The 21,614-nt window shown below is 34.5% G+C and carries 22 protein-coding genes; 6 read left to right on the top strand and 16 right to left on the bottom strand.

Annotated features, from left to right (window positions below; genetic code table 11):
• From AACY93_RS10070 to AACY93_RS10055, 4 genes are all read left to right on the top strand, one after another.
• Positions 1–1,164 carry a sigma-54 dependent transcriptional regulator gene (locus tag AACY93_RS10070; protein WP_287006322.1) on the top strand — a complete coding sequence of 388 codons (1,164 nt, stop codon included), beginning with the start codon at positions 1–3 and terminating at the stop codon, positions 1,162–1,164.
• Positions 1,165–1,187: 23 nt separating this feature from the next.
• A complete protein-coding gene (locus tag AACY93_RS10065) occupies positions 1,188–2,069 on the top strand; it encodes a PPK2 family polyphosphate kinase (protein WP_287006323.1) in 882 nt (293 codons plus the stop codon).
• Between the two features lie 74 nt (positions 2,070–2,143).
• Entirely contained in the window at positions 2,144–3,520 is a 1,377-nt protein-coding gene (locus AACY93_RS10060; RefSeq protein ID WP_287006324.1) for a M20/M25/M40 family metallo-hydrolase, read from the top strand.
• Positions 3,521–3,528: 8 nt separating this feature from the next.
• Positions 3,529–4,020, top strand: coding sequence for a hypothetical protein (locus tag AACY93_RS10055; protein ID WP_286853340.1), 492 nt, complete (start codon positions 3,529–3,531; stop codon positions 4,018–4,020).
• Positions 4,021–4,172: 152 nt separating this feature from the next.
• Here the strand turns inward: AACY93_RS10055 and AACY93_RS10050 are convergent, their stop codons facing one another.
• The 13 genes from AACY93_RS10050 to AACY93_RS09990 form a co-directional block, all read right to left on the bottom strand.
• Positions 4,173–5,156: a hypothetical protein gene (locus tag AACY93_RS10050; RefSeq protein ID WP_287006326.1), complete on the bottom strand. Its 984-nt coding sequence runs from the start codon at positions 5,154–5,156 to the stop codon at positions 4,173–4,175.
• A 2-nt stretch (positions 5,157–5,158) separates the two neighbouring features.
• Positions 5,159–6,565, bottom strand: coding sequence for a VWA domain-containing protein (locus tag AACY93_RS10045; RefSeq protein WP_287006328.1), 1,407 nt, complete (start codon positions 6,563–6,565; stop codon positions 5,159–5,161).
• A gap of 82 nt (positions 6,566–6,647) precedes the next feature.
• Positions 6,648–7,694 (bottom strand): proline iminopeptidase-family hydrolase, encoded by a 1,047-nt coding sequence (locus AACY93_RS10040; RefSeq protein WP_287006330.1) that lies wholly within the window; start codon positions 7,692–7,694, stop codon positions 6,648–6,650.
• Between the two features lie 190 nt (positions 7,695–7,884).
• Entirely contained in the window at positions 7,885–8,454 is a 570-nt protein-coding gene (locus AACY93_RS10035; RefSeq protein WP_287006332.1) for a nuclear transport factor 2 family protein, read from the bottom strand.
• Positions 8,455–8,899: 445 nt separating this feature from the next.
• A complete protein-coding gene (locus AACY93_RS10030) occupies positions 8,900–9,661 on the bottom strand; it encodes a glucose 1-dehydrogenase (protein ID WP_287006334.1) in 762 nt (253 codons plus the stop codon).
• Between the two features lie 117 nt (positions 9,662–9,778).
• On the bottom strand, positions 9,779–10,084 hold the full coding sequence (locus AACY93_RS10025) for an EthD family reductase (RefSeq protein ID WP_287006336.1): 306 nt from the start codon (positions 10,082–10,084) through the stop codon (positions 9,779–9,781).
• Positions 10,085–10,285: 201 nt separating this feature from the next.
• A complete protein-coding gene (locus AACY93_RS10020; protein ID WP_287006338.1) occupies positions 10,286–10,561 on the bottom strand; it encodes a hypothetical protein in 276 nt (91 codons plus the stop codon).
• Positions 10,562–10,642: 81 nt separating this feature from the next.
• Entirely contained in the window at positions 10,643–11,164 is a 522-nt protein-coding gene (locus AACY93_RS10015; protein ID WP_287006339.1) for a RidA family protein, read from the bottom strand.
• A 6-nt stretch (positions 11,165–11,170) separates the two neighbouring features.
• A complete protein-coding gene (locus AACY93_RS10010) occupies positions 11,171–12,109 on the bottom strand; it encodes an NAD-dependent epimerase/dehydratase family protein (RefSeq protein ID WP_286853350.1) in 939 nt (312 codons plus the stop codon).
• Between the two features lie 178 nt (positions 12,110–12,287).
• Entirely contained in the window at positions 12,288–12,713 is a 426-nt protein-coding gene (locus AACY93_RS10005) for a hypothetical protein (RefSeq protein ID WP_286853352.1), read from the bottom strand.
• A gap of 175 nt (positions 12,714–12,888) precedes the next feature.
• Complete coding sequence (locus tag AACY93_RS10000) at positions 12,889–13,632, bottom strand: response regulator (protein WP_286853353.1); 744 nt, start codon at positions 13,630–13,632, stop codon at positions 12,889–12,891.
• A gap of 3 nt (positions 13,633–13,635) precedes the next feature.
• Positions 13,636–15,654: a histidine kinase dimerization/phosphoacceptor domain -containing protein gene (locus tag AACY93_RS09995; protein WP_339611856.1), complete on the bottom strand. Its 2,019-nt coding sequence runs from the start codon at positions 15,652–15,654 to the stop codon at positions 13,636–13,638.
• 57 nt (positions 15,655–15,711) lie between these two features.
• Positions 15,712–16,224 (bottom strand): SRPBCC domain-containing protein, encoded by a 513-nt coding sequence (locus AACY93_RS09990; RefSeq protein WP_286853355.1) that lies wholly within the window; start codon positions 16,222–16,224, stop codon positions 15,712–15,714.
• Between the two features lie 134 nt (positions 16,225–16,358).
• Here AACY93_RS09990 and AACY93_RS09985 point away from each other — a divergent pair, with 134 nt between their 5' ends.
• Positions 16,359–17,384, top strand: a complete 1,026-nt coding sequence (locus tag AACY93_RS09985) for a T9SS type A sorting domain-containing protein (RefSeq protein WP_286853356.1) — start codon at positions 16,359–16,361, stop codon at positions 17,382–17,384.
• Positions 17,385–17,436: 52 nt separating this feature from the next.
• Here AACY93_RS09985 and lysA read toward each other — a convergent pair whose 3' ends face one another.
• Positions 17,437–18,648, bottom strand: coding sequence for a diaminopimelate decarboxylase (gene lysA / locus AACY93_RS09980; RefSeq protein WP_286853357.1), 1,212 nt, complete (start codon positions 18,646–18,648; stop codon positions 17,437–17,439).
• A 215-nt stretch (positions 18,649–18,863) separates the two neighbouring features.
• Between lysA and sucC the strand changes: the two genes are divergently transcribed.
• Positions 18,864–20,054 (top strand): ADP-forming succinate--CoA ligase subunit beta, encoded by a 1,191-nt coding sequence (sucC, locus tag AACY93_RS09975; RefSeq protein ID WP_007650138.1) that lies wholly within the window; start codon positions 18,864–18,866, stop codon positions 20,052–20,054.
• Between the two features lie 84 nt (positions 20,055–20,138).
• Here sucC and AACY93_RS09970 read toward each other — a convergent pair whose 3' ends face one another.
• Together AACY93_RS09970 and AACY93_RS09965 are read right to left on the bottom strand one after the other, a co-directional pair.
• Positions 20,139–20,870, bottom strand: coding sequence for a DUF2071 domain-containing protein (locus AACY93_RS09970; RefSeq protein ID WP_286853358.1), 732 nt, complete (start codon positions 20,868–20,870; stop codon positions 20,139–20,141).
• A gap of 22 nt (positions 20,871–20,892) precedes the next feature.
• A complete protein-coding gene (locus AACY93_RS09965) occupies positions 20,893–21,591 on the bottom strand; it encodes a phosphoadenylyl-sulfate reductase (RefSeq protein ID WP_286853359.1) in 699 nt (232 codons plus the stop codon).
• Positions 21,592–21,614: the final 23 nt, after the last annotated feature.

The raw sequence follows: 21,614 nt of genomic DNA, 5'->3' as shown, positions 1-21,614 counted from the left end.
ATGCCAAGAATATTAATTATAGAAGACGAAGCAGCCATTAGACGCGTATTGGTTAAAATTCTCTCAGAAGAGAACAACAACTATCAAGTAGAAGAAGCTGAAGATGGCCTTATAGGTATTGAGAAAATTAAAAACGAAGATTTCGATTTGATTTTATGCGATATCAAAATGCCAAAAATGGATGGGGTTGAAGTCTTGGAAGCCGTAAAAAAAATAAAACCTGAAATACCTATTGTCATGATTTCCGGTCATGGCGATTTGGATACAGCTGTTAATACCATGAGATTGGGCGCTTTCGATTATATTTCAAAACCGCCAGACCTAAACCGTTTGTTGAACACTGTCCGTATTGCTCTAAACAGCAAGGAATTGGTTGTGGAAAACAAAATGCTTAAAAAGAAGGTAAGCAAGAATTTTGAAATGATTGGGGAAAGTGAAGCTATTACCAATATTAAAGGTATGATTGATAAAGTTGCTCCTACAGATGCTCGTGTGCTGATTACTGGACCAAATGGAACAGGAAAAGAACTCGTGGCGCATTGGTTGCATCAAAAAAGCGAACGCTCCTCTGGACCTTTAGTTGAAGTCAATTGTGCTGCAATCCCTTCAGAACTCATAGAGAGTGAATTGTTTGGTCATGTAAAAGGTGCTTTTACAAGTGCTGTAAAAGATCGAGCGGGAAAATTTGAAGCAGCTAATGGAGGCACCATCTTTTTGGATGAAATTGGCGATATGAGCCTTTCTGCACAGGCCAAAGTGTTAAGGGCTTTGCAAGAAAGCAGGATTCAGCGTGTAGGAAGCGATAAAGACATCAAGGTGGATGTACGCGTAATAGCTGCAACCAACAAAGACTTAAAAAAAGAGATAGACGAAGGAAAATTTCGCGAAGACCTCTATCATCGTTTGGCAGTTATCTTGATTAAGGTACCACCTTTAAACGATAGACGGGAAGATATTCCATTATTGATTGAGTATTTCACTGAAAAAATTTCCAACGAACATGGTACGGCAAAAAAATCATTTTCTGAAAAAGCAGTAAAAATGCTTCAGGATTACGATTGGACCGGAAATATTCGTGAACTCAGAAATGTGGTTGAAAGACTTATCATTCTTGGTGAGAAGGAAGTAGGTGAGCAAGACGTGAAACTATTTGCTTCAAAATAAATTGGACTTAAACCCTTTGCAACATGAAACATATAGATAGTGATCAGTTTAAAGTTACCAAACCTATAAAATTAAAAGATGTTAAAACATCTATCGATCTTGACGCGAGCAACAAAAAAATCGAGTCGGAACTTGAGGATATAAGAAAAAAACTGGCCAAGCTCCAAGATACCATGTATGCACATGGTAAATATGCGGTTTTGGTGTGTTTGCAAGGCATGGATACAGCTGGAAAAGACAGTTTGATCCGTGAGGTTTTTAAAGACCTAAATGCTAGAGGTGTTGTGGTACATAGTTTTAAAGTGCCAACTCCATTGGAGCTGAAACACGATTATTTATGGCGACATTATATTGCGCTTCCCGCTAGAGGAAAAGTAGGGGTTTTTAATAGAACACATTATGAAAATGTGTTGGTAACTCGCGTACATCCAGAATATATTTTAGGCGAAAATTTACCAGATGTTACTTCTTTGGATGATATTAACGATACTTTTTGGGATAAACGTTTTGAACAGATAATTAATTTTGAAAAACACATAGCAGAAAACGGCACCATAATTTTTAAATTTTATCTACATCTTTCTAAAGACGAACAAAAAAACCGATTGCTTCGTAGGTTGGAAAAGAAAAACAAAAACTGGAAATTCTCTCCTAACGATTTAAAAGAACGGGAACTCTGGGATGAATATCAAGCATTTTATCAAGATGCCATAAACAGAACATCCAAACCTCATGCGCCTTGGTACGCCATTCCTGCAGACGATAAGCCTACAGCTAGAATTCTTGTGGCTCATATTATATACGAAGCTTTAAAGCAATATAAGGATATTAAAGAACCGGAATTGGATGATGAGGTTAAAGCAAATTTGGAGCTTTATAAAAAACAACTGGAAAGTGAGCAATAAAAAAACCGACTTTTATAATCTGTTCAACAATTTGTTTTTTTAATAACAGTATTTTTATTTTTTAATTTTTTCCCATGCGATACATCATTTTATTTCTTAGTTTATTTTTAGTTTTAAACACAACTGCACAAACCGATACAGAGGTTATAAAAAATCTATACAAAACCTCTTTAACAAATGGCAACAGTTATCAATGGTTGGACCATTTGTCTAATCAAATAGGTGGACGTTTGTCAGGTTCCTTAAATGCAGAAAAAGCAGTAGAGTACACAAAAGAAGAACTCGAAAAATTAGGCTTGGACAAAGTTTGGCTTCAACCGGTTATGGTGCCTAAATGGGTTCGTGGTGCGCCAGAATTTGCTTTTATAGAATCGGCTTTTGGAGCCACAACCAATGTGAATATTTGTGCCTTGGGAGGTTCTATTGCAACACCGTTTGGAGGTATAAAAGCTCATGTGGTGGAGGTTAAGAGCATGGATGAGTTAGAGGCTCTAGGAAAAGAAAACATTGAAGGGAAAATAGTGTTTTTTAACAAACCAATGCAAGCCGATTTAATCCAGACTTTCGAGGCTTATGGAGGTTGTGTGAATCAAAGATATTCGGGAGCTATGGAAGCTGCAAAGTATGGAGCTGTTGGAGTCTTGGTTCGTTCATTAAGTTTACGACAAGACAATTTCCCACATACAGGAAGTATGACTTATGGTAATTTACCATTGTCCAAACGTATTCCTTCAGCAGCCATAAGTACCAACGATGCCAATACCTTAAGTAGTATGTTGGCTTTAAATAAGGATATTAAATTTTATTTCAGCCAAACCTGTAAGCAATTAAATGATGTTCAATCTTACAATGTGATTGGTGAAATTAAAGGGAGTCAGTTTCCAAACGAGTATATAGTAGTTGGAGGACACCTGGATTCCTGGGATTTGGGAGATGGAGCTCACGACGATGGAGCAGGAGTTGTACAGTCTATGGAAGTGCTAAGGTTGTTTAAAGAAACAGGTATCAAGCCTAAACGCAGTATTCGAGTGGTGTTATTTATGAATGAGGAAAACGGACTTCGTGGTGCCACAAAGTATGCTGAGGTCGCCAAACAAAAAGGAGAGACACATATTTTTTCTTTGGAAAGTGATGCTGGAGGTTTTACACCTAGAGGATTTAGTTTTGATTGTAATGATGCAAACTTTAATCAAGTTTTGGGCTGGAAAGAGTTATTTAAACCTTATTTAATACATTATTTTGAAAAAGGAGGTAGTGGCGCAGACGTTGGACCTTTAAAAACAGATACCAATGTCTTGGCTGGTTTGCGTCCAGATTCTCAACGTTATTTCGATTACCATCATGCTGCAAATGATACCTTTGATGCTGTAAATAAGCGTGAGTTGGAACTTGGGGCAGCTACCATGGCAAGTTTGGTCTATTTGTTTGATACCTATGGTTTGGTTAAATAGTTTGTTTTATGAATGTCTTTTTTAAAGAAGAACAAAGATTTTCACAGTGGTGGCTTTGGCTTATTATAATAGGACTTGGTAATATTCCGGTTTTTGGTATTTACAAACAGTTTGTTCTTGGAGAAGCATTTGGAAACAATCCCATGTCTGATGTTGGTCTTATGCTGTTTTCTGCATTTATTTTTGGAATTATTGTTTTATTCTGGCTTATGCGCTTAAAGACTGAAATTAATAATGATGGCGTTCGTGTTAGTTTTTTTCCTTTTGTAAAGAAACATTTTTTATGGACAGACATCAAATCTGCACGAGTTATAAAATATAGATTTCTTGGTTATGGAATAAGAATAGGACTGACTCATGGCATAGTCTATAACATGAAAGGGAACAAAGGCTTATCTTTGGAACTCTTTAACAAGAAAAAATATTTAATAGGAACACAAAAAGAAGAAGAGCTACAAAGCGTGTTGGATAAACTAAGGAACTCCAATATAATCGGTTAAATGAGGGCTTTTTGCTTTATTTCTATTTTTTACTCAAAAATCCAACAACAACTAGAAAAATTTAATTAAAGGAATAAATATACACTTGCTCACTCTTTTTTTCTTAATTAAGTTTTGACGTATTTTTCTAAAAACCTTTATCATAGTTTAAACTAACTCAATAAATTATAAGTGATAAGCATTTTGCTGTTTTTAGTCCAACGGATCCAACCATTTCCTTTTTTATTGAAGTTATCATCCATGAGTTCAACATACATCCAATCATTTTGAATTTTTACAGGACGCATAAAACTGTAAGAGGTTGCAATTGTTCCTGCATGATCTAAAGGCTTTACATATATTTTGTGTTTTGAAGGCTCTGGAAATTCAATACTATGAACACCTAACAAGAATTCAGGCCAATAATGTAATTTTCCAGAATAGCGATCCACAAATGCAGTTTGATTATTGGTTGAATTAACGATGACTTCAATAAAATCGAGCGAAATGGATTTGACTTTAAAATACAGTAGGTCGTAATCCAATTTTAAATGTTCTGGAACCAACCAAGGTGGCGCAGTTGCAATATCAAAACCGCCATATTCGCGTTGTTTGAAGGTAATACTATCAGTTGGCATGTGTTCTTGAACCGATTTTCCATGGGTTAGGTTACCATAGAAATACAATACCTTGTTTTCATAGAAATTAGGTGTGAACATACCCAAACCCATTTCAGAAGTCGTTTGCCTCCTTATCTCTGGATTTAAAAACATTGCCATTGGTTTTGTTTGTGCTTTATTTGTGGTTTCTTGAGTTTTTGGTCGTTCTATTTTTTGCTGTTCGTTCTCTAATTTTTCTCGTTGACGCTTTTGGTAATTGACATAGAAATATGCAAAAGACGCAACAATAATGAGCGTTAACAAACCATTAATTTTAATGATACTATGTCGTTCAGCTTTTATAGCTGTAAATATTGATAAACACAACCCAATAAACGCGCCAATCACACCATAACCAAACACAATGGCACCACCAGCCAACATTTGTCCTTTTCCTGCTTCTGTAATGCTAGCATAAACGATGCCTAGAAAGAAAAATGCAATAATGGCTAAAAAGTACATTAAAAAACTATAGGGCTTAACTGCTTGATGTGCCATGATTAAAAGCTTAGTATTTTTGTAACGGTTTCACCTTGTTTTACTTCAATAGTAAAGGTTTCTGAGTTGCCTTTATGAGCTCCCAAAGTCACAACTTTTACACTATATGTACCAGGATTTAATAAAAATTCACGTGGATTGTTATTTGTAGAGGTGTATGTTCGTGAACCAGCGACCCAGGTTTTGGAATTTATTTCTGTAAAATTCACTGTGGCATCAATAAGCTCTCCATTTGATGTTTGTACGCCAATCATGGCAATTCCTGTTTCAAAATTATGTGTTATTGGAGTTGTTGAATTAGATGTTATTTCAATATTATTAATTTCAAAGTAGGTGTCAACACCTTTCATGGCAAGCGCTTGAAAGGTAATCTTATAATATCCTGCTGGAACTTCCATGGTTTTTTGTTCACCATAAGTTCTAGTTTGGGCAACCACTTTTCCTGAATTAATATCAAGCATTTTTACCATGGTATCCCAACCTTCATCATTATTTGTAGTTGTTACCGCTAAAGTGCCACCATCAAAACTGATGTTTTCATGTTTGATGTCGCCTTCTTTCATTTCCACAGTAATTGAAGTTCCAGGAATATCTGTGCCTTCAAGTGGTTTAATGGCAATATCGTACTTTCCAGGAGGTAGATACACCCAACCTGAATCTCTATAGGTTCTGGAGCCATCAATAGCTTCATTGGTACCTGTTTTTTTTGCAACTATCCATGCATCTACAGGTTCTCCGTTTTTTGAGGCATAAATAGAAAAATTGCCTTCAGGTTTATCTACGGTTTGTGTTGTGGCCTCTATAAGTCCTTCACCTAAACCACTGGCATCTGCAGCATTATAGTAGTTACCACCACCAGCATCTGCAGCGCATTTTAGTTGTTCGGTTTCTGCTTCTTTCAGTCCAAAACCTACAATGTGGAGTTTAAAATCAATGCCATCTGCTTTAGCCTTTGCAACGACATCACAAATATTGCCATCGCAGGATTCAATACCATCGGTAATTAAAATGATGGTAGCTTTGGTACCGCTTTCCTTTAATGAATTAATGGCTTGTGCGGCAGAACGCGCTAAAGGTGTTTTTCCTAAAGCATTTATTTTACTAACCGAATTGGTGATGCTGGTTTTGGAGCTGTTGTTTAAATTAATCAATAACTCAATGTCATTACAATCTCCTTTTTCTCGGTGACCATAAGCCATAAGCCCAATATTTTGGTTTTCTGGTAAACTGCTCACAGTGGTGGCTAATACCTCAGAAGCAATGTCTTTTTTTGTTTTACCGTCTAATTGTCCCCACATGGAACCACTGGCATCGTAGATAAATAGAATAGGAGATGGGGCTTTTTGTTCTTGTGCGACTAGTTTTGAAAGAAAACAAAACACACACAGAATAAAAGCTAAGCGTTTCATAATGAGATGTTTTAAGTGATTTAAAGATACTTAAAAAAACAATTCGCTTGACATAATTTGCCTGATTTTTAGAGATGGGTAATTATTTAAAGGTACCGTCATCAACATCCTTTATAAATGAAATTAGACCTTTGAAATATACTTTTTGATCGTCGTATTGGGCTAGATGACTTCCGTTGGGACATAATAGAAAACGACCGTTTGGAAGTTCGTTTGCCATCCATTCCATATGTTTAGGGTCCATGGTATCATGTGTTGCACCAATAACAAGAGTTGGTGTATTGATTGTTTTTAATCTGTCTGAAACATCCCAGTTTTTTAGGGTTGCGTTTCCTGCCATGCTAAATTCACTTGGTCCTTGCATGTAGAGATAAATTTTTGGATTTAAGTGTTGAAAAGCTAATTCAACAGACTTTGGCCATTCTTCCAATGGTAAACGAAGCGCGTGTTTGCTATAGTAATGGGTCATTAATAGCTCTGTATATCTTGGGTTTGCATAATCCTCTTTTGCCTCTAACTCTTTGATTTCCTTTAAAACTTCAGGAGGCATTTGTGGGCCTAAGACTTCTTCAGCATATTTACCATATTCTGGAGCACTCGACATCATATTGGAAATTATCAATCCTTTTAAATTGTCTTGATATTTTAATGCGTACTCCATAGCAAGTATGCCTCCCCAAGATTGGCCATATAGATAGAAATTGTTTTTGTCCATATTCAAAGCCTTTCTTACCTGTTCAACTTCTTCCACAAAATGTTCTGTGGTCCAAAGGGTTGAATCGTTTGGTTTATCGCTATAATAGGAATCCAATTGATCGTAATACACATATTCTATTTCTTCGTTTGGAAAATAGCCATCAAAACAATCAAAAAATTCATGCGTACCACCTGGTCCTCCATGTAGGAGTAAGACTTTTATTTTAGGATTGTTTCCAACACGTTTTGTATAAACTTTGAATATGCCTTTGGACGTTGTAATTGGGATCATGTTAATGCCTCCAGTGAATTGATCTTCACTATTTGAATAATCCATGTAAACCGATTTGGATTCGGTTTGAGTAAGCTCTTGGTTTTTTTGACATCCCAAAAAGAAGCCCAAAAATATAATGATGGCAAAAAAGTATCTCATAATAATTGAAATTTAGTAATCATTTGAATTCTAAGTACGCGATATTTATGTTAGCATAAAATCGGATTAGGATGAAACATTCATATTTTTGTCCGAATAGGCTTATTTTTTTACCAAAATCAATTTATAAGAAATTGTATCAATATTTATTATTGAACTTTAGGTAAAATAATAATAAATATATGTGCATTTACTCCAAGTCTTCGTCTTTAATGTCAATCACTTCTTGTATGTCTTCTACAGCTTGGGGTTCTTGTATGCTGTCTGTTGCTGATTTTTCGGTATTTATTTTTTGTAGTTCCGATTGTAGCTCTGAAGAATTCCAATAACCATATTCCGTTACAATTTTATTGTCAATAAATTGATAGGTAATATGAACAGGGATGATTATCTGTTTGTTGTTTGCAGCCAAATTCCCTTTCCATAGACCCCAAAAATTCACCCAGGTTTTTCCGTTGTTATCTTCCACCATCTCATATTCCCTGTTTTCATCTTCAAAGGCACGAGTAGAAAAATAGACATCGTTTTTTTTATGAAATTCTGCAAGTTCTTTTGGAGACAGGACATTTGATCTGGTGTTGTAATAAATATGGGCTGTATCTGCATAATGGGACATGAGTTTTTCCCATTCTTGGTAGTCGTAATCGTTAATGGCAGCTTTAACAATTTCTATTTGTTCAGAATTTTGTGTGTAGCGAGGTTTTTTTTCACAGGATGTGAAAATCAATAATAAACATCCAATTAAGATAAGATTTTTCATGATTTATGGCTTTTAAGTGACATTTTAATAGTGTTAAATTAAGAAGGGTTCACGTGATGTTGCAATAAAGAATTCCAAATTGAGCAAAACAATTAGGCTATTGCAAAAGCATCTGTTTAGCAGAGCAGAAAAGGGCAATTTGCTATAAAGTATATGTTTTTTAGAGAACTAGCTTTAGTTTAAGAGGCTAGTAGTCAAGTTAAAAATACAAAATAATCGTGAATGTTATCTTACAAAGAATGTTTTTCTTTTCCCATAATAGGCATAACTAAACATAAAAAAGCTTTTATGCACGTATTAACAGGTTTTGTGATGACCTAAAGGAATGAGTTTTTTACTGCATTTTATATACTTTCAAAACAAATACAATTAGGTGTCACCCTAAAAGAGATGGTTAAGGATAGGTAATGGATTTTAAATTATTTTAATTATACTTATAATGGTGTTACATTGTTAGCGTAAGACCACCATCTACCGTAAGCGTTGAACCACTTATGTAACTTGACTCGTCTGAACAGAGGAATAAAATGACTTTCGCCATTTCTTCTGGTTTTCCAGCACGTTGTAAATGAACTTTTGGGATGATTCCTTTGTCATACAAATCGTCTCCAAAAAGGTCTCTGATTCTGCTGTGCATTGGCGTTACGGTTATTCCAGGGCACAAGAGGTTCACTCTAATGCCTTTTGGGCCTAATTCGGCAGAAACGCTTGAAGTTAACCCAACAAGGCCATGTTTTGAAGTCACATAAGCTGATCCAGCAGGAAACCCAAGGAAAGAATTGACTGAACCAACATTGACAATAGCCCCAGAATGACCACCTGATAGCATGGCTTTTGCTTGGTATTTCATACATAAAAAGACACCTTTAAGATTGATATTCATCACCTTGTCCCAAGATGCTTCCGACAATTCGGTAATAGGTGCGATTTCTCCTTCTATACCAGCATTGTTCACGGCATAATCAATACGACCAAATGTCTCCATGGTATGTGCAACCATTTGTTCAACCTCTTTACTGTTGGAAACATCTGTTTGTATGGCAGTAGCTTTGCCACCATTGGCTTTAATGGCATTGACTAAATTGTGTAATTCATTTTCCCTACGAGCAGCTACCACGACGTTGGCTCCTTTTGCAGCAAAGGCTTCGGCAGTCGATTTCCCAATGCCACTACTTGCTCCTGTAATCAATACTACTTTTTTTTTCATGACTATTTATTTTTTGAATTTTTTAAGATATTTATTTAAGCTTACTATAAAAGATATTTTTTTTATTTGTTTAAACTTATAATGTCCAATCGATTAATTGGTGTCATAAAAGAACGTTTATCCTTCCACAATTCCTATCAATAAGGTTGCGCCACCAGTTGCAAAATTGTCTAAGTCTTTAGCAGTAGCTTGACCTTCTGGAGAAGACATGGTTGCTTGCATGGTTTCAGGATTGGAAAACCAAAACTCTGCCATTCTATAATAAGCTGGTTTGGAGCCATCTGGAGAATTCATGAATTTTGTAAGTTCAATTTTTAGGTGATCTTTCATTTTAGACGCTTTTGGTAAATGGGTGTTTACATAGTAGGTTTCAAATGTTTCAATGTCTGTTGGGTGTCCATATAGTACTGTTAATTTAATCATGATTTTATGTTTTAACTGGTTATTATGAATGTTGCTTCCTTTGTAGCAGATAATCGAAAGACCTACTCATATCTGGGCATATGGGAGTCTCTCTCTGCAATTTGATGGACAAGTGCAGCATAACTTGCATTAATTATCTTGTTGCTTTCTTGTAAGCATTCTATATGATATTAATCTGTGTAATATATAATGCTTTTCAATTCAATGGATAATGAATGATTTGAAAACCAGAAATTTTACCATAGTCGAATACATCATGATCTGTAATATTGGTGTTTTGTATGGTTGGATTATCCACATCCAAATCCCATAAGGTTTCAGCATTTCTTCAAAAATGGATCTTACATCTTCATTTTCTTGCAAGTAAATCTCTTTTATTTGTCCAGCAACATTAACCATATTGAGATAAGCTGAAGTTTTTTCAACATCTTTATTTACAGGTCGTTTCTTTTGCTTTCCGAAAGTGTTTTTTAGCAAAATGCATAGATTCGAAACATCCTAGCTTATCGTCTCCCAAAAGTGCTGTCCTCATAGTTCGTTTTTAACCTTCATTATTCGTTATTCTGTTTTATGTACTTCCATCTCTATTTCTATAAGAAACTCTGGTATGGCTAATTCCTTGACTCCTATCCAAGATCCTGTTGGAAAATGGTTTTTATAAATTTCAGCTCTATAAGCTGCAACTTCCAAAAAGGTAGGCATGTTTGTTGTAAAGATGTTTTCTACAACCACATCGTTAAACGTACAGCCATAATGGTTTAATATTTTTTCTAGATCGGCATAACAGTTTTTCATTTGTTGTTTCAAGTCTCCTACAGCAGTAGGATTGCCTTGTTCATCCATACTAACAGCACCAGATATTTTTATACTGTTGCCAATTTTTACGGCATGCGAATAACCATAGGCTTTTTCTACTTCTGGGCGTAATAGGAAATACTCTGGCACATCTGCAACTTTTATTGTTGCTTCCACTGGTTCGGATTGGTTTTGAGTGTTTTCTGCATTTTCTTTACAGCTTATCAGTGAAGTCATTGTTGTGAGCAATATAACAGTAAAACATAATAAGAGTGTTTTTTTCATGATTATTTATTTTGAAAAGTTATTTAAAGTTAATTTCACAGGACGAAAAGGCAGACCCAATTCACGTTCTGCCATTTGGTTTTGGTATACTGTAATTGGCCTGTTTTTAGGTGCTTTTTGGTTCAACATTAAGTTGATGTCTGATAAAGGATAACTTTCGCTGGATAACAAATAGTTTTTCCCATGCAAACCTGAAATGGTCGCAGCTTTGTAAACTCCTATGGCAACATCTTTTACATCTACAAGGGCAAACAAAACATCCTTGTCGTAAAACATTTGGATAAAAGGGTTTGGAGCAATTTTGTTTTTAAAAAGAAACTGTAACCCAGTTGAGGTGGAATCTTCTCTTTTGGACAAGGATTTACCCATAACGGCTACTGGAGATACGCTGGTAATTTCAAAATCCAAATTTGGGGTTTCTGCAATAAATTTGCGAACCGTTTCATTGGCAATAAATTTGGCCTGTGCATAAGGATGACTTTCCTCACTCATATATGGTGTACTGTTTTCGTTAAATACATCTGTTGGTTTTTTACCATTTGCTGGTAAGGGGAAATTGGTATTCCATGCAGCAACAGAAGCAATTAACACCACTTTTTTTACCATAGGTGTATCTTTTATAATTTCCAGGAAATTTTCGGTCCCTTTTATGGTTGGATCTAACAATTCGGTTTTGGCATCTTTAAAATCCAACTGAAAAGGTGTGCCACCATGAATAATAATGTCGCAATTTTTTACAAATTCTTTTAACTGTTCTTTGTCTTCAACATTCAATTCGCTGAGATATAAATGGTCAGAATGATCTAAATTCATTAAGTGCTCATATTTTTCTTGGTTTGAAATGTCTGTTGTTGAAACTTTAACTTCAAAACCCTTATCTAAAAACAGTTTTGTGATGTAGCTTCCAATAAAGCCAGAACCACCTATAATGCCTACTTTATCCATGGGATTTTGTTTTTTTATTGTTGAATGTTTTTTTAAATAAAAACAGACAGATTTTAGATCGTTTGTGACTTGACATTTTTGTTTAAAAATCACCAAAACCTTAAACCTCAAGTAAAACGATTTCTATAAATTTCCCTCTATAAAAAATTAACCTGCCTGTTTTGTTTGTGCATTTGGTTTATTGAATAAATTTTATGAGCACTCCATTTTCAAGTAACCAAGTATGTTGAAATACCATGTGGTTTATCATGCCTTTTTCCATGTTTTTGCCTGAAATAATTCCAGTAACCAAAATATGGTCACTGTCTATTTCAGTTATGGTCATGTTGCTGAACATGAGGTATTCCCATTCGTTATTAAATTCTGTAATTATGTTCTTGACCTTGGTTGAATTAATGATTTCAATGTTTTGGTTTTTATGGCCATTGCTAAATTGGTATTTAGGGGAAGGACTTACAATATGTCTAGTGTTTGAAACTTGATTTACAATTATATGATTGTAGACTTCCTCTATGGTTATAATATTGTTCTCTTGTGATTTTGTAACTATTGGCAACATCACAACAAAAATGGTTAGTACCAGTTTGATCTTTATGGATTTCACAATGTTTAGGTATTGATTAATAATAGCTTTTACTTTAACTAAGTAACTTAATTGCACAACCAATTGAAAGTGGGTTAGGACGAAATGGTGTTATTAATGTCCGAACATCCTTTTTTAGTTATCTAAAGAAATAGGTGTCACCTATTAATTTTTCAGGAGACAGGGTTTTGTGCTATTATATTGTATGTAAGCGTTTTAAGAGTTCGGATTTTAGCTGCTTGCTTATGGGAATGGCTTTTCTGGAAACAACTACATGACTTGTGGCAATTTCATCTATTTGTGAAATATTGACAATAAACGACCTGTGAATTCTTAAAAAGTGATCTTGTGGTAATTTTTGATCTATGTCCTTTAAAGTGGTTACTATTAAGAACTCTTTGCCTTTAGAATAAATTCGGCAGTAATTACGTTCGGCTTCTATGTAAAGAATGTCTATGATATTTATTTTTACCATTTTTTCATGATGACGAACAAAAATACAATCATTAAGTATTAAAGGGTCTTCATTGTCCAATGTGTGTTCTTTGGGAGTTGTGTTATTGTCTTTTAAATGGGTTGCAGTAAGTTCAATGGCGCGCTGTAAATCCAGTTTTTTAAAAGGTTTTGAAATAAATGCATAAGGGTTTGTGGCTTTGGCTCTATTAAAGTTTGCATCGTCTGCATTCGCCGTAAGGTAAATAATGGGAATATGGTAATCTTGTTGCATTAAAAGAGCTGTTTCAATACCATCTATTTTTCCTTTTAAGTTAATGTCCAACAAGACCATGTCTGGTTGATGTTGCTTTATATGTAGGAGTGCTTCTTCTCCACGAGGAATAATTCCGGTTACTTCATAGCCTAATGAGGTTAGCTGCAAAGAAATATTGGCTGCAATGATCATTTCATCTTCTACGATTAATATTTTTAATGGAGGATTCATTTGTTATGCAGCGGATTTTAATTTAAAGTGAAATAGAACAGACGTGCCATTATGCGATTCTTCTTTCATTTCACCATTCAATTGTTTGGTTAAAAGTTTGATAAGTTGAGAGCCAAAACCGGTTCCCTTTGGAGCGATTCCTTGGGTTTTGCCAATGCCGTTATCCACCACCTTGAGTGTTAAAGTGTCAGGTTTGTCTTTAAGTAGGCTAATTTGGATGTTCCCTTTTTGGTTTTCAGGAAAAGCATATTTTAAAGCATTGGTCAAAAGTTCGTTCACTATCAACCCAATAGGGACAGCAGTGTCCACATCCAACTCCAATTGCTCCATGGCACATTCAATTTTTATTTGATCTTCACTATTAAAGGTGTCTAGAATCCCTTCACTTAAATTTATGAAATAATCTTTCATTTCAATACTCCCTAAATTTTCGCCTTGATAGAGTTTTTGATGGATGATTCCCATGGACTGAACCCTATTTTGACTCGCTATCATGGCATCTTTGGTTGCAGAGTCTTCCAGTTGTGCAGACTGTAAGGAGATTAAACTTTTTACCAACTCCAAATTGTTTTTTACGCGATGATGTATTTCTTTGAGAAGGAGCTCATTTTGTTTGTTTTTTGTTTCCAATTCCAAATTTAAAACTTGGAGCTTTTTACGTTTTTTTCTAATATTCCTCATGCTGGAAAACATGCCTATTAAACTAAAGGTCAATAAAGCCGCAATGGTTATATACAGGATTTGGGTTTTTTGCTGTTGGGAGATTTTTGCTTTTTGGACTTTTATGGTTTCTTCCTTTTTTTCAGTTTCGTATTTTGTTAATAGGTTGGACATTACCTTATCACTTTCAATAGCAGCAGTACTATCTCTCATAACCCTTGCTTTTTTCTGGTATTCCAGGGCTTTTGGATAATTGCCTAATTTCTCGTATATGGTGCTTACATGTTCGTAATTTTCTGTAAGATTAGAGACATCTCCATTGGATTCCTGCAAATTTACCGTTAGGAGCTGGTATTTAAGTGCATCGTTGTAGTTTCCTAGAAGCAAGTTTATTTCCCCTAAATTGGCAGTAATAACATATTTGGCATTTTCATACTCGATTTCCTTAGCTTTGGCTAAAGCCGTTTCATATTCAATTTTAGCCTCTTGATGTTTGCCCATACGTTTAAGTGCATTCGCTTTGTTGTTTCTAAAGTTTATTAAATCATAAGTGGACACATTTTGCTGATAAGCCAATAACAATGCATCATTAAAATAGTTATAGGCTTTTTGGTAAGACCCCAAATACATATGTGTGTCGCCAGCAGAGGTGTAAGCATAGACCAATTCGGTGTTTAGCTTGTTTTTTTTGCTTATTTCTATGGTTTTTAAAGCGTATTCCAGGGCTTCATTATGTCTGCCTTGTTTGTTTAGGTCTTCAGAAATCCGACTGTATGCACCAGCAATTCCTGTGTTGTCCTGAATTACTTCCATAAGTTTCAAGGCCTCAAGATCCAGTTTTAGGGCTTGTTCAATATTCCCTCTTCTTTTGTGTACCCAAGCAATCTTAAAATAGGTGGTTGCCTGACCTTTTTTGTTGTTAATGGCTTTGTAACCGTTTACGGCTTTATTGAAATAAGTGGTTGCTGAATCCAATTCCAATAAATTGGCATGGATTCTTCCGGTCATTTCATAAAATTTGGGCTGCCATTCTTTGTTTTGGTTTTTTTCAGAAAGTAAAACCCCTTGTTTGGCATAATCGAGAGCTGTTTCAAAATCTGTTTGAAATGCTGTGTTGGCCAGCTCGTCTATTATGGCCAGTTTTAAATTTTTGTCTGTTTCTTTTTGAAGCGCTTCTGATAAGCTATCCATTTTTTTGGTTTGGGAAAAAACTAATGGAGTATGGCATAGAAGTACAAAACACAATAGGGTTTTAAAGTATTTTAAAATAAAAAAAGGCTCGAATGAGAACGTGAATTTTTTGGCACAACGAAGAGATGTTGCACTGGCAAGCACAATGGGCTTTAGTTTGTTAGTTTTCATAAGTCTTTTGTACGCTATTAAAAAGACTTGAGGAGAGTTTAAAGATAGTAAAAAAAACTACATATTAACAAATTCATAACCTGCTAGTCCAAAAGGTTTTAGGTCGATTCCGGTTTCATTTAACAATATACCATGTTCCAAATATGCCTTTAAATTGGCTAACCAAAAGGTCCAACCATTACTACAGCTATAAAAAATCTCCAGTTTGCTTTTTTCATCTTGTGGGATTTTGGACTGGGTTAAGGAGAGCAATATGGCTTCTTTTTTCTGTTCCAGGTTTATGGTAACCTCACAGCTTCCAGCAAACAAAAACTTTATAAAATCCTTCCCATTTGTTTCAATAATTTTCCCTTCTTCTTTCCCGTCCCAATTATGCCAATACCAAAAATAGCTGTCATTTGGTTTTATAAAATCTGATTTATTAATAGGCTTGTTGTCTCTTAAAAACACTGCATCTTTTAAAAACCATGACGTGAGACCTTCTGATGTAGCCCAACACCAATATAGTTTTTCCGTTGTGGCATGAATGTGGATGCGTTTTGTAAACGATTCCCAAGTTAGTTTGTTCATTATGGAAAATTTACTTTTAAAAGTACAAAATTATATTTCAGTACAATTAACACTTTAACGGTATTTTTATACAATTGTCCTATTTTTTATACTTAATATGCTCTTTTTGATAGATTTGAGGAAAACTAACTTATATGAAAACAAAACTACTTTACTTATTTTTATCAATTCCTGCAATGATTTTTTCGCAAGTGCCAATAGCAGGCTTTAACAGTTTAAGTGGATCTAATTATGCTGAAGTAACCTCAAGCGGTTCTGTTGATCAGACTACAAGTGGTCCAAACCTAACTTGGAACTTTACAGATCTTGTAGCAACGGGAACTCAAAATGAAGATACCTATAACCCTCCCACACCCGTAAATCTTAGTAATTATCCTGGAACTACTAATGTAGCAACTATTACCAATACTAACAATCCGACAAATATTAATTATATCTTTGAGAAAATTGAAATGTCTACTGTTTCTTTAACAGGTGTTGAAAGAGATGAGTTACAGTTTAATTATACAAATAACGCATTAATTGGTACATTTCCTTTGTCTTATAATACAGTAAGTTCTGATCCGGTTTCAGGTAGCTTTACTATTGCTAATACACAAATTGGAACTATAGTAGGGACTTTTAATGGAACCATTGATGTTGTGGTTGATGCTTATGGTACCTTACAATTAAATGATATTGGTGAAGGGTCATATATAGGATCTGTTACAAGATTGAAAGTTGTTCAAAATTTAACATTAAACGCTACATCACCTTTTCCGGTTAGCGCTGCAGCATCTCAAACATCATACTACTATTATGATAATAACAATAATAATTTGATGTTTAGAACCAATAATTTTGTTGTCGGTTTACTTAATGTAAACGAGACTGTTATGGAAAGTTTGTTACCATTAAGCACCTTAAATATTGCTGAAAACAACTTAGAATCAAGAGAACTTACCATAGTTCCAAACCCAGTTAAAGATGTTTTGAATATACATTTAAGTAAGAACGAGACAATAAGTTCAATTGTTCTAATAGACTTAAGTGGAAGACAGGTTTTGTCTATAAATGACCATTTAACATCCATTTCCGTTTCCAACTTAAAAGCAGGTATGTATATTGCCAATATTGCAACAGATAAAGGTGCTTACTCTAAAAAAATATTAAAAAAATAACCCGTTATACTTATAAAAAAAAGCGTTTCGGTTTCTGAAACGCTTTTTTTGTTTATTTAGTGAGGTCGATTTCTATTTGGTTTTTAATAATGTCGTCAAAAGTTTCCCTTTTTCTAATAAGGTGTGCTTGGTTGTTGTGCCAGAGAACTTCAGCAGGACGATATCTGGAATTATAGTTAGACGCCATGGAAAAACAATAGGCTCCAGCATTCTTAAACGCTAATATATCTCCTTCGGTTATTTCTGCAATACGTCTGTTGTTTGCAAATGTATCGGTTTCACATATATATCCAACTACAGAATAGAAACGCTCTCTACCTTTAGGATTGGAAATGTTTTCAATTTCATGTTGAGACCCATAAAACATGGGACGGATTAAATGATTGAACCCAGAATCGATTTGAGCAAAAACTGTTGAGGTTGTTTGTTTAACCACGTTCACCTTGGTTAAAAAATATCCAGCTTCACTCACTAAAAATTTACCAGGTTCGAAAGCTAGGGTCAATTCTTTGCCATATTCTTTACAGAATTCGTTAAATCTTTTGGTTAGTTTTTTTCCAAATTCTTCAATATTGGTTTCAATATCCCCTTCCTTGTATGGAACCTTAAAACCAGAACCAAAATCAATAAATTCCAAATCTTTAAAATGTTTGGCTGTTTCAAACAAAATTTCACTGGCATATAAAAACACATCAATATCCAAAATGTCACTTCCAGTATGCATGTGAATCCCATTAATGGTCATCTGGGTGTTTTCAACAATTCTAAGGATGTGAGGGATTTGATGAATTGAAATCCCAAATTTACTGTCAATATGCCCAACAGAAATATTGGTGTTTCCGCCAGCCATAACATGAGGGTTTATGCGGATACAAACAGGAATGTTTGAGTATTTGGTTCCAAATTGTTCCAAAATTGAAAGATTATCTATATTAATCTGTACCCCAAGGTTTGCTGCAATTTCAATTTCTTCAAGAGATACGCCATTGGGAGTGTAAATTATTTTATCAGCCGAAAACCCAGCCGTTAAACCCAATTTCACTTCTTGTATGGAAACGGTATCCAATCCTGCCCCAAGCGAATGCATGAGTTTTAATACCGAAACATTGGACAAGGCTTTTACGGCATAATTAATTTTCACCTGTTTGACCTTATTAAATGCAGTTGTTAAACGTTTGTATTGAGAGACTATTTTCTCAGAGTCGTAAACATAAACAGGACTTCCATAATCCTTCGCAATTTGTAATAAGGTTTTTGTGTTCATTTGATTTATTATTTTTTTTGAAGCGTAAAACTAAAAATTATTTAATATAACCAAGTTCATTTTTAGCATTATTATTTCATATTTCAGTCATTTAAAAAGTATACTAATACTTCCTGTAAAAAATATTGGTTAAAAGCAATAGGTTGTTTACTTTTGTGCCACAATAGATTTAAGAGATTTCTTCTTTTAAATAAATGACAATTAATTTAATAAAGATGAATTTACACGAATATCAAGGAAAAGACATATTAGCAAGCTTTGGCGTACGTATTCAACGTGGTATTGTTGCAAAAAATGCTCAAGAAGCTGTAGCAGCAGCCAAACAATTAACATCTGAAACAGGAACAAGTTGGCATGTTATAAAAGCTCAGGTTCACGCTGGTGGACGTGGTAAAGGTGGAGGAGTAAAGCTTGCCAAAAACCTTCAGGAAGTGGAACAGATTGCAGGTCAAATTATTGGCATGAACTTAATTACGCCACAAACTTCTGCCGAAGGGAAAAAAGTACACCAAGTTTTGGTTGCAGAAGATGTTTATTATCCTGGAGAGAGTGAAACAAGTGAGTTTTATATGTCTGTATTGTTAAATAGAAGTACAGGTCGTAACATGATTATGTATTCTACCGAAGGTGGTATGGACATTGAAACGGTGGCTGAACAAACACCACATTTAATTTTTACCGAAGAAGTCGATCCTTCTGTAGGATTGATGCCTTTTCAAGCAAGACGTATTGCTTTTAACTTAGGTTTGGAAGGAACTGCGTTTAAAGAAATGACCAAGTTTGTTTCTGCATTATATACAGCTTATGTTGAGTCAGATTCTTCTTTATTTGAAATCAACCCGGTTTTAAAAACCAGTGATAACAAAATTATGGCTGTTGATGCCAAGGTGACCATAGATGACAATTCGCTTTTTAGACATAAAGATTATAAAGATTTACGCGATTTACGTGAAGAAAACCCAATAGAGGTAGAAGCTGGAGCTCTAGGTCTAAACTATGTGGATTTAGATGGAAATGTAGGTTGTATGGTTAATGGAGCTGGACTTGCTATGGCAACCATGGATCTAATTAAGCAAGCAGGTGGAGAACCAGCAAACTTTTTGGATGTTGGTGGAACTGCAGATGCTGCAAGAGTAGAAGCTGCATTTAAAATTATTTTAAAAGACCCAAATGTAAAAGCCATATTAATAAACATATTTGGAGGTATTGTACGTTGCGATCGTGTAGCTCAAGGAGTTATTGATGCCTATAAAAACATGGGGAACATTAATGTGCCAATTATTGTACGTTTACAAGGAACCAATGCAGACATCGCTAAAGATTTGATTGATAATTCTGGATTGGATGTATTAAGTGCTACCGAATTCCAAGAAGCTGCAGACAAAGTACAGAAAGTATTAGCTTAAAAAAGCAATCTTTATATTAATTAAAAACCACTTTAAATGTAAAGTGGTTTTTTTAGTTTTAAAGTAAATGTTACTTAATAATGACTATTTTTTTAGTTTCGTTATTTCTGTCTTTCCCCAAGCAACTACTTTTACACCTTTTGAATAATGCATTTTAATGGGATTATTTTTTAACAGATTTTCATAGCGTTGATAGTTTAATTCTAAATTTTTCAATTCAATGTCATTTAAAGGCCATTCCAAATGGTGGATTTCAAATTCATTGATAGTATTTTCGGAATCTTGAAAAAGTGCATACCTTTCAACAAGCCAATGTTCTAATGCGGTTTTTTTATTTATTTTTTCACTAATAACAAAATCAATTTTTAATCTGTCATTAAATTGAATGTTGTTTGAATAATATTGATTCGTATTTCGTTCTATATTTGAGAAACGATAAGGAAGTTGAGAGATGCCTTTTGCAATTTTACAAGATAGACTGGTGCCACCTTCTATGCTTAAAAAATATACTCCAGTTTTATTGTTGCATTTTACATAAGTTCTGATATTAATTTCTTCAAAATTGGAAATTGGTCTAAATGCTGGAAGGTTTTTTGGTCTTATTTTTTCCATAGTAAAGGCTACTACAGAAATCCATGGTTTTCCTTCAAATAAATCTATTTCTAATTCTTCTGGAACAAATTTTTTTAATTCATGCAATTCTACTTGCCAATGCAGAAAAATAGCATCATTCCATTCTTGATAATATTTCCAACTTTTGTTAGGTTTTTTCCAAGGTCTGTGTTCTGTGGAATTTAGAATTTCTTTGATTGTCATTCCTTAAAATAACTAAAAAACCTTATAAATGCAATCCACATTCTGTTTTTGGATTGTTGTTCCAGCGCCCACTTCTGTCTTCACCAGGAACTGTACAGTGGCTGCAACCTATGGAGTGATAGCCTTTGGCAACTAATGGATGAAAGGGTAATTGGTGTTTTTCTATGTAAGCATCACGTTGTTCCTTGGTAATATCCAACAATGGATAAAATTTTAAAATCTCTCCTCTCATTTCAAAAATGTCCAAGCTGGCTCTATGGTCGCTTTGCCATTCCATCAATCCCGAAACCCAAACCTTGTATTGTTTTTTTATGGTTTCCAAAGGTCTTACTTTGTTAATGGAGCAACAGAAATCCGGATTTTTTTTCCAAGTTTCATCTTTTGTGGTAAACTCATGTTCCTCTTTAATGGCTGTAATGGATGTTACATTTAAATTGTAAAGTTGTTCCAGTTTTTCCTTATACTTTAAGGTTTCTTCAAAATGATAGCCAGTATCAATAAAAAACACTTTTTGGTTTGTATTTACTTCAGAAAAAAGTTTCAATAAAAAAGCAGAAGTCGCAGCAAAAGAACTGGTAAGCATGACATCTTTAACATCAAAATCTTTATAAAGCTCTTTGATACGGTTGGTGGCAGAAAGCGGTTTGTATTTTTTGTTGAGGGTTTTTATGGTGTCTTCTGAAATCTCAGAAAGCTGTGTGATCGTAGGATTATCTAACATATAGATTAGGACTTTTTGGTCTT

This window comes from uncultured Xanthomarina sp., assembly GCF_963971605.1.
Taxonomy (GTDB): domain Bacteria; phylum Bacteroidota; class Bacteroidia; order Flavobacteriales; family Flavobacteriaceae; genus Xanthomarina; species Xanthomarina gelatinilytica.
The sequence above is the reverse complement of the archived record's forward strand: the minus strand, read 5'-3'. Positions and strand labels throughout refer to the sequence as shown.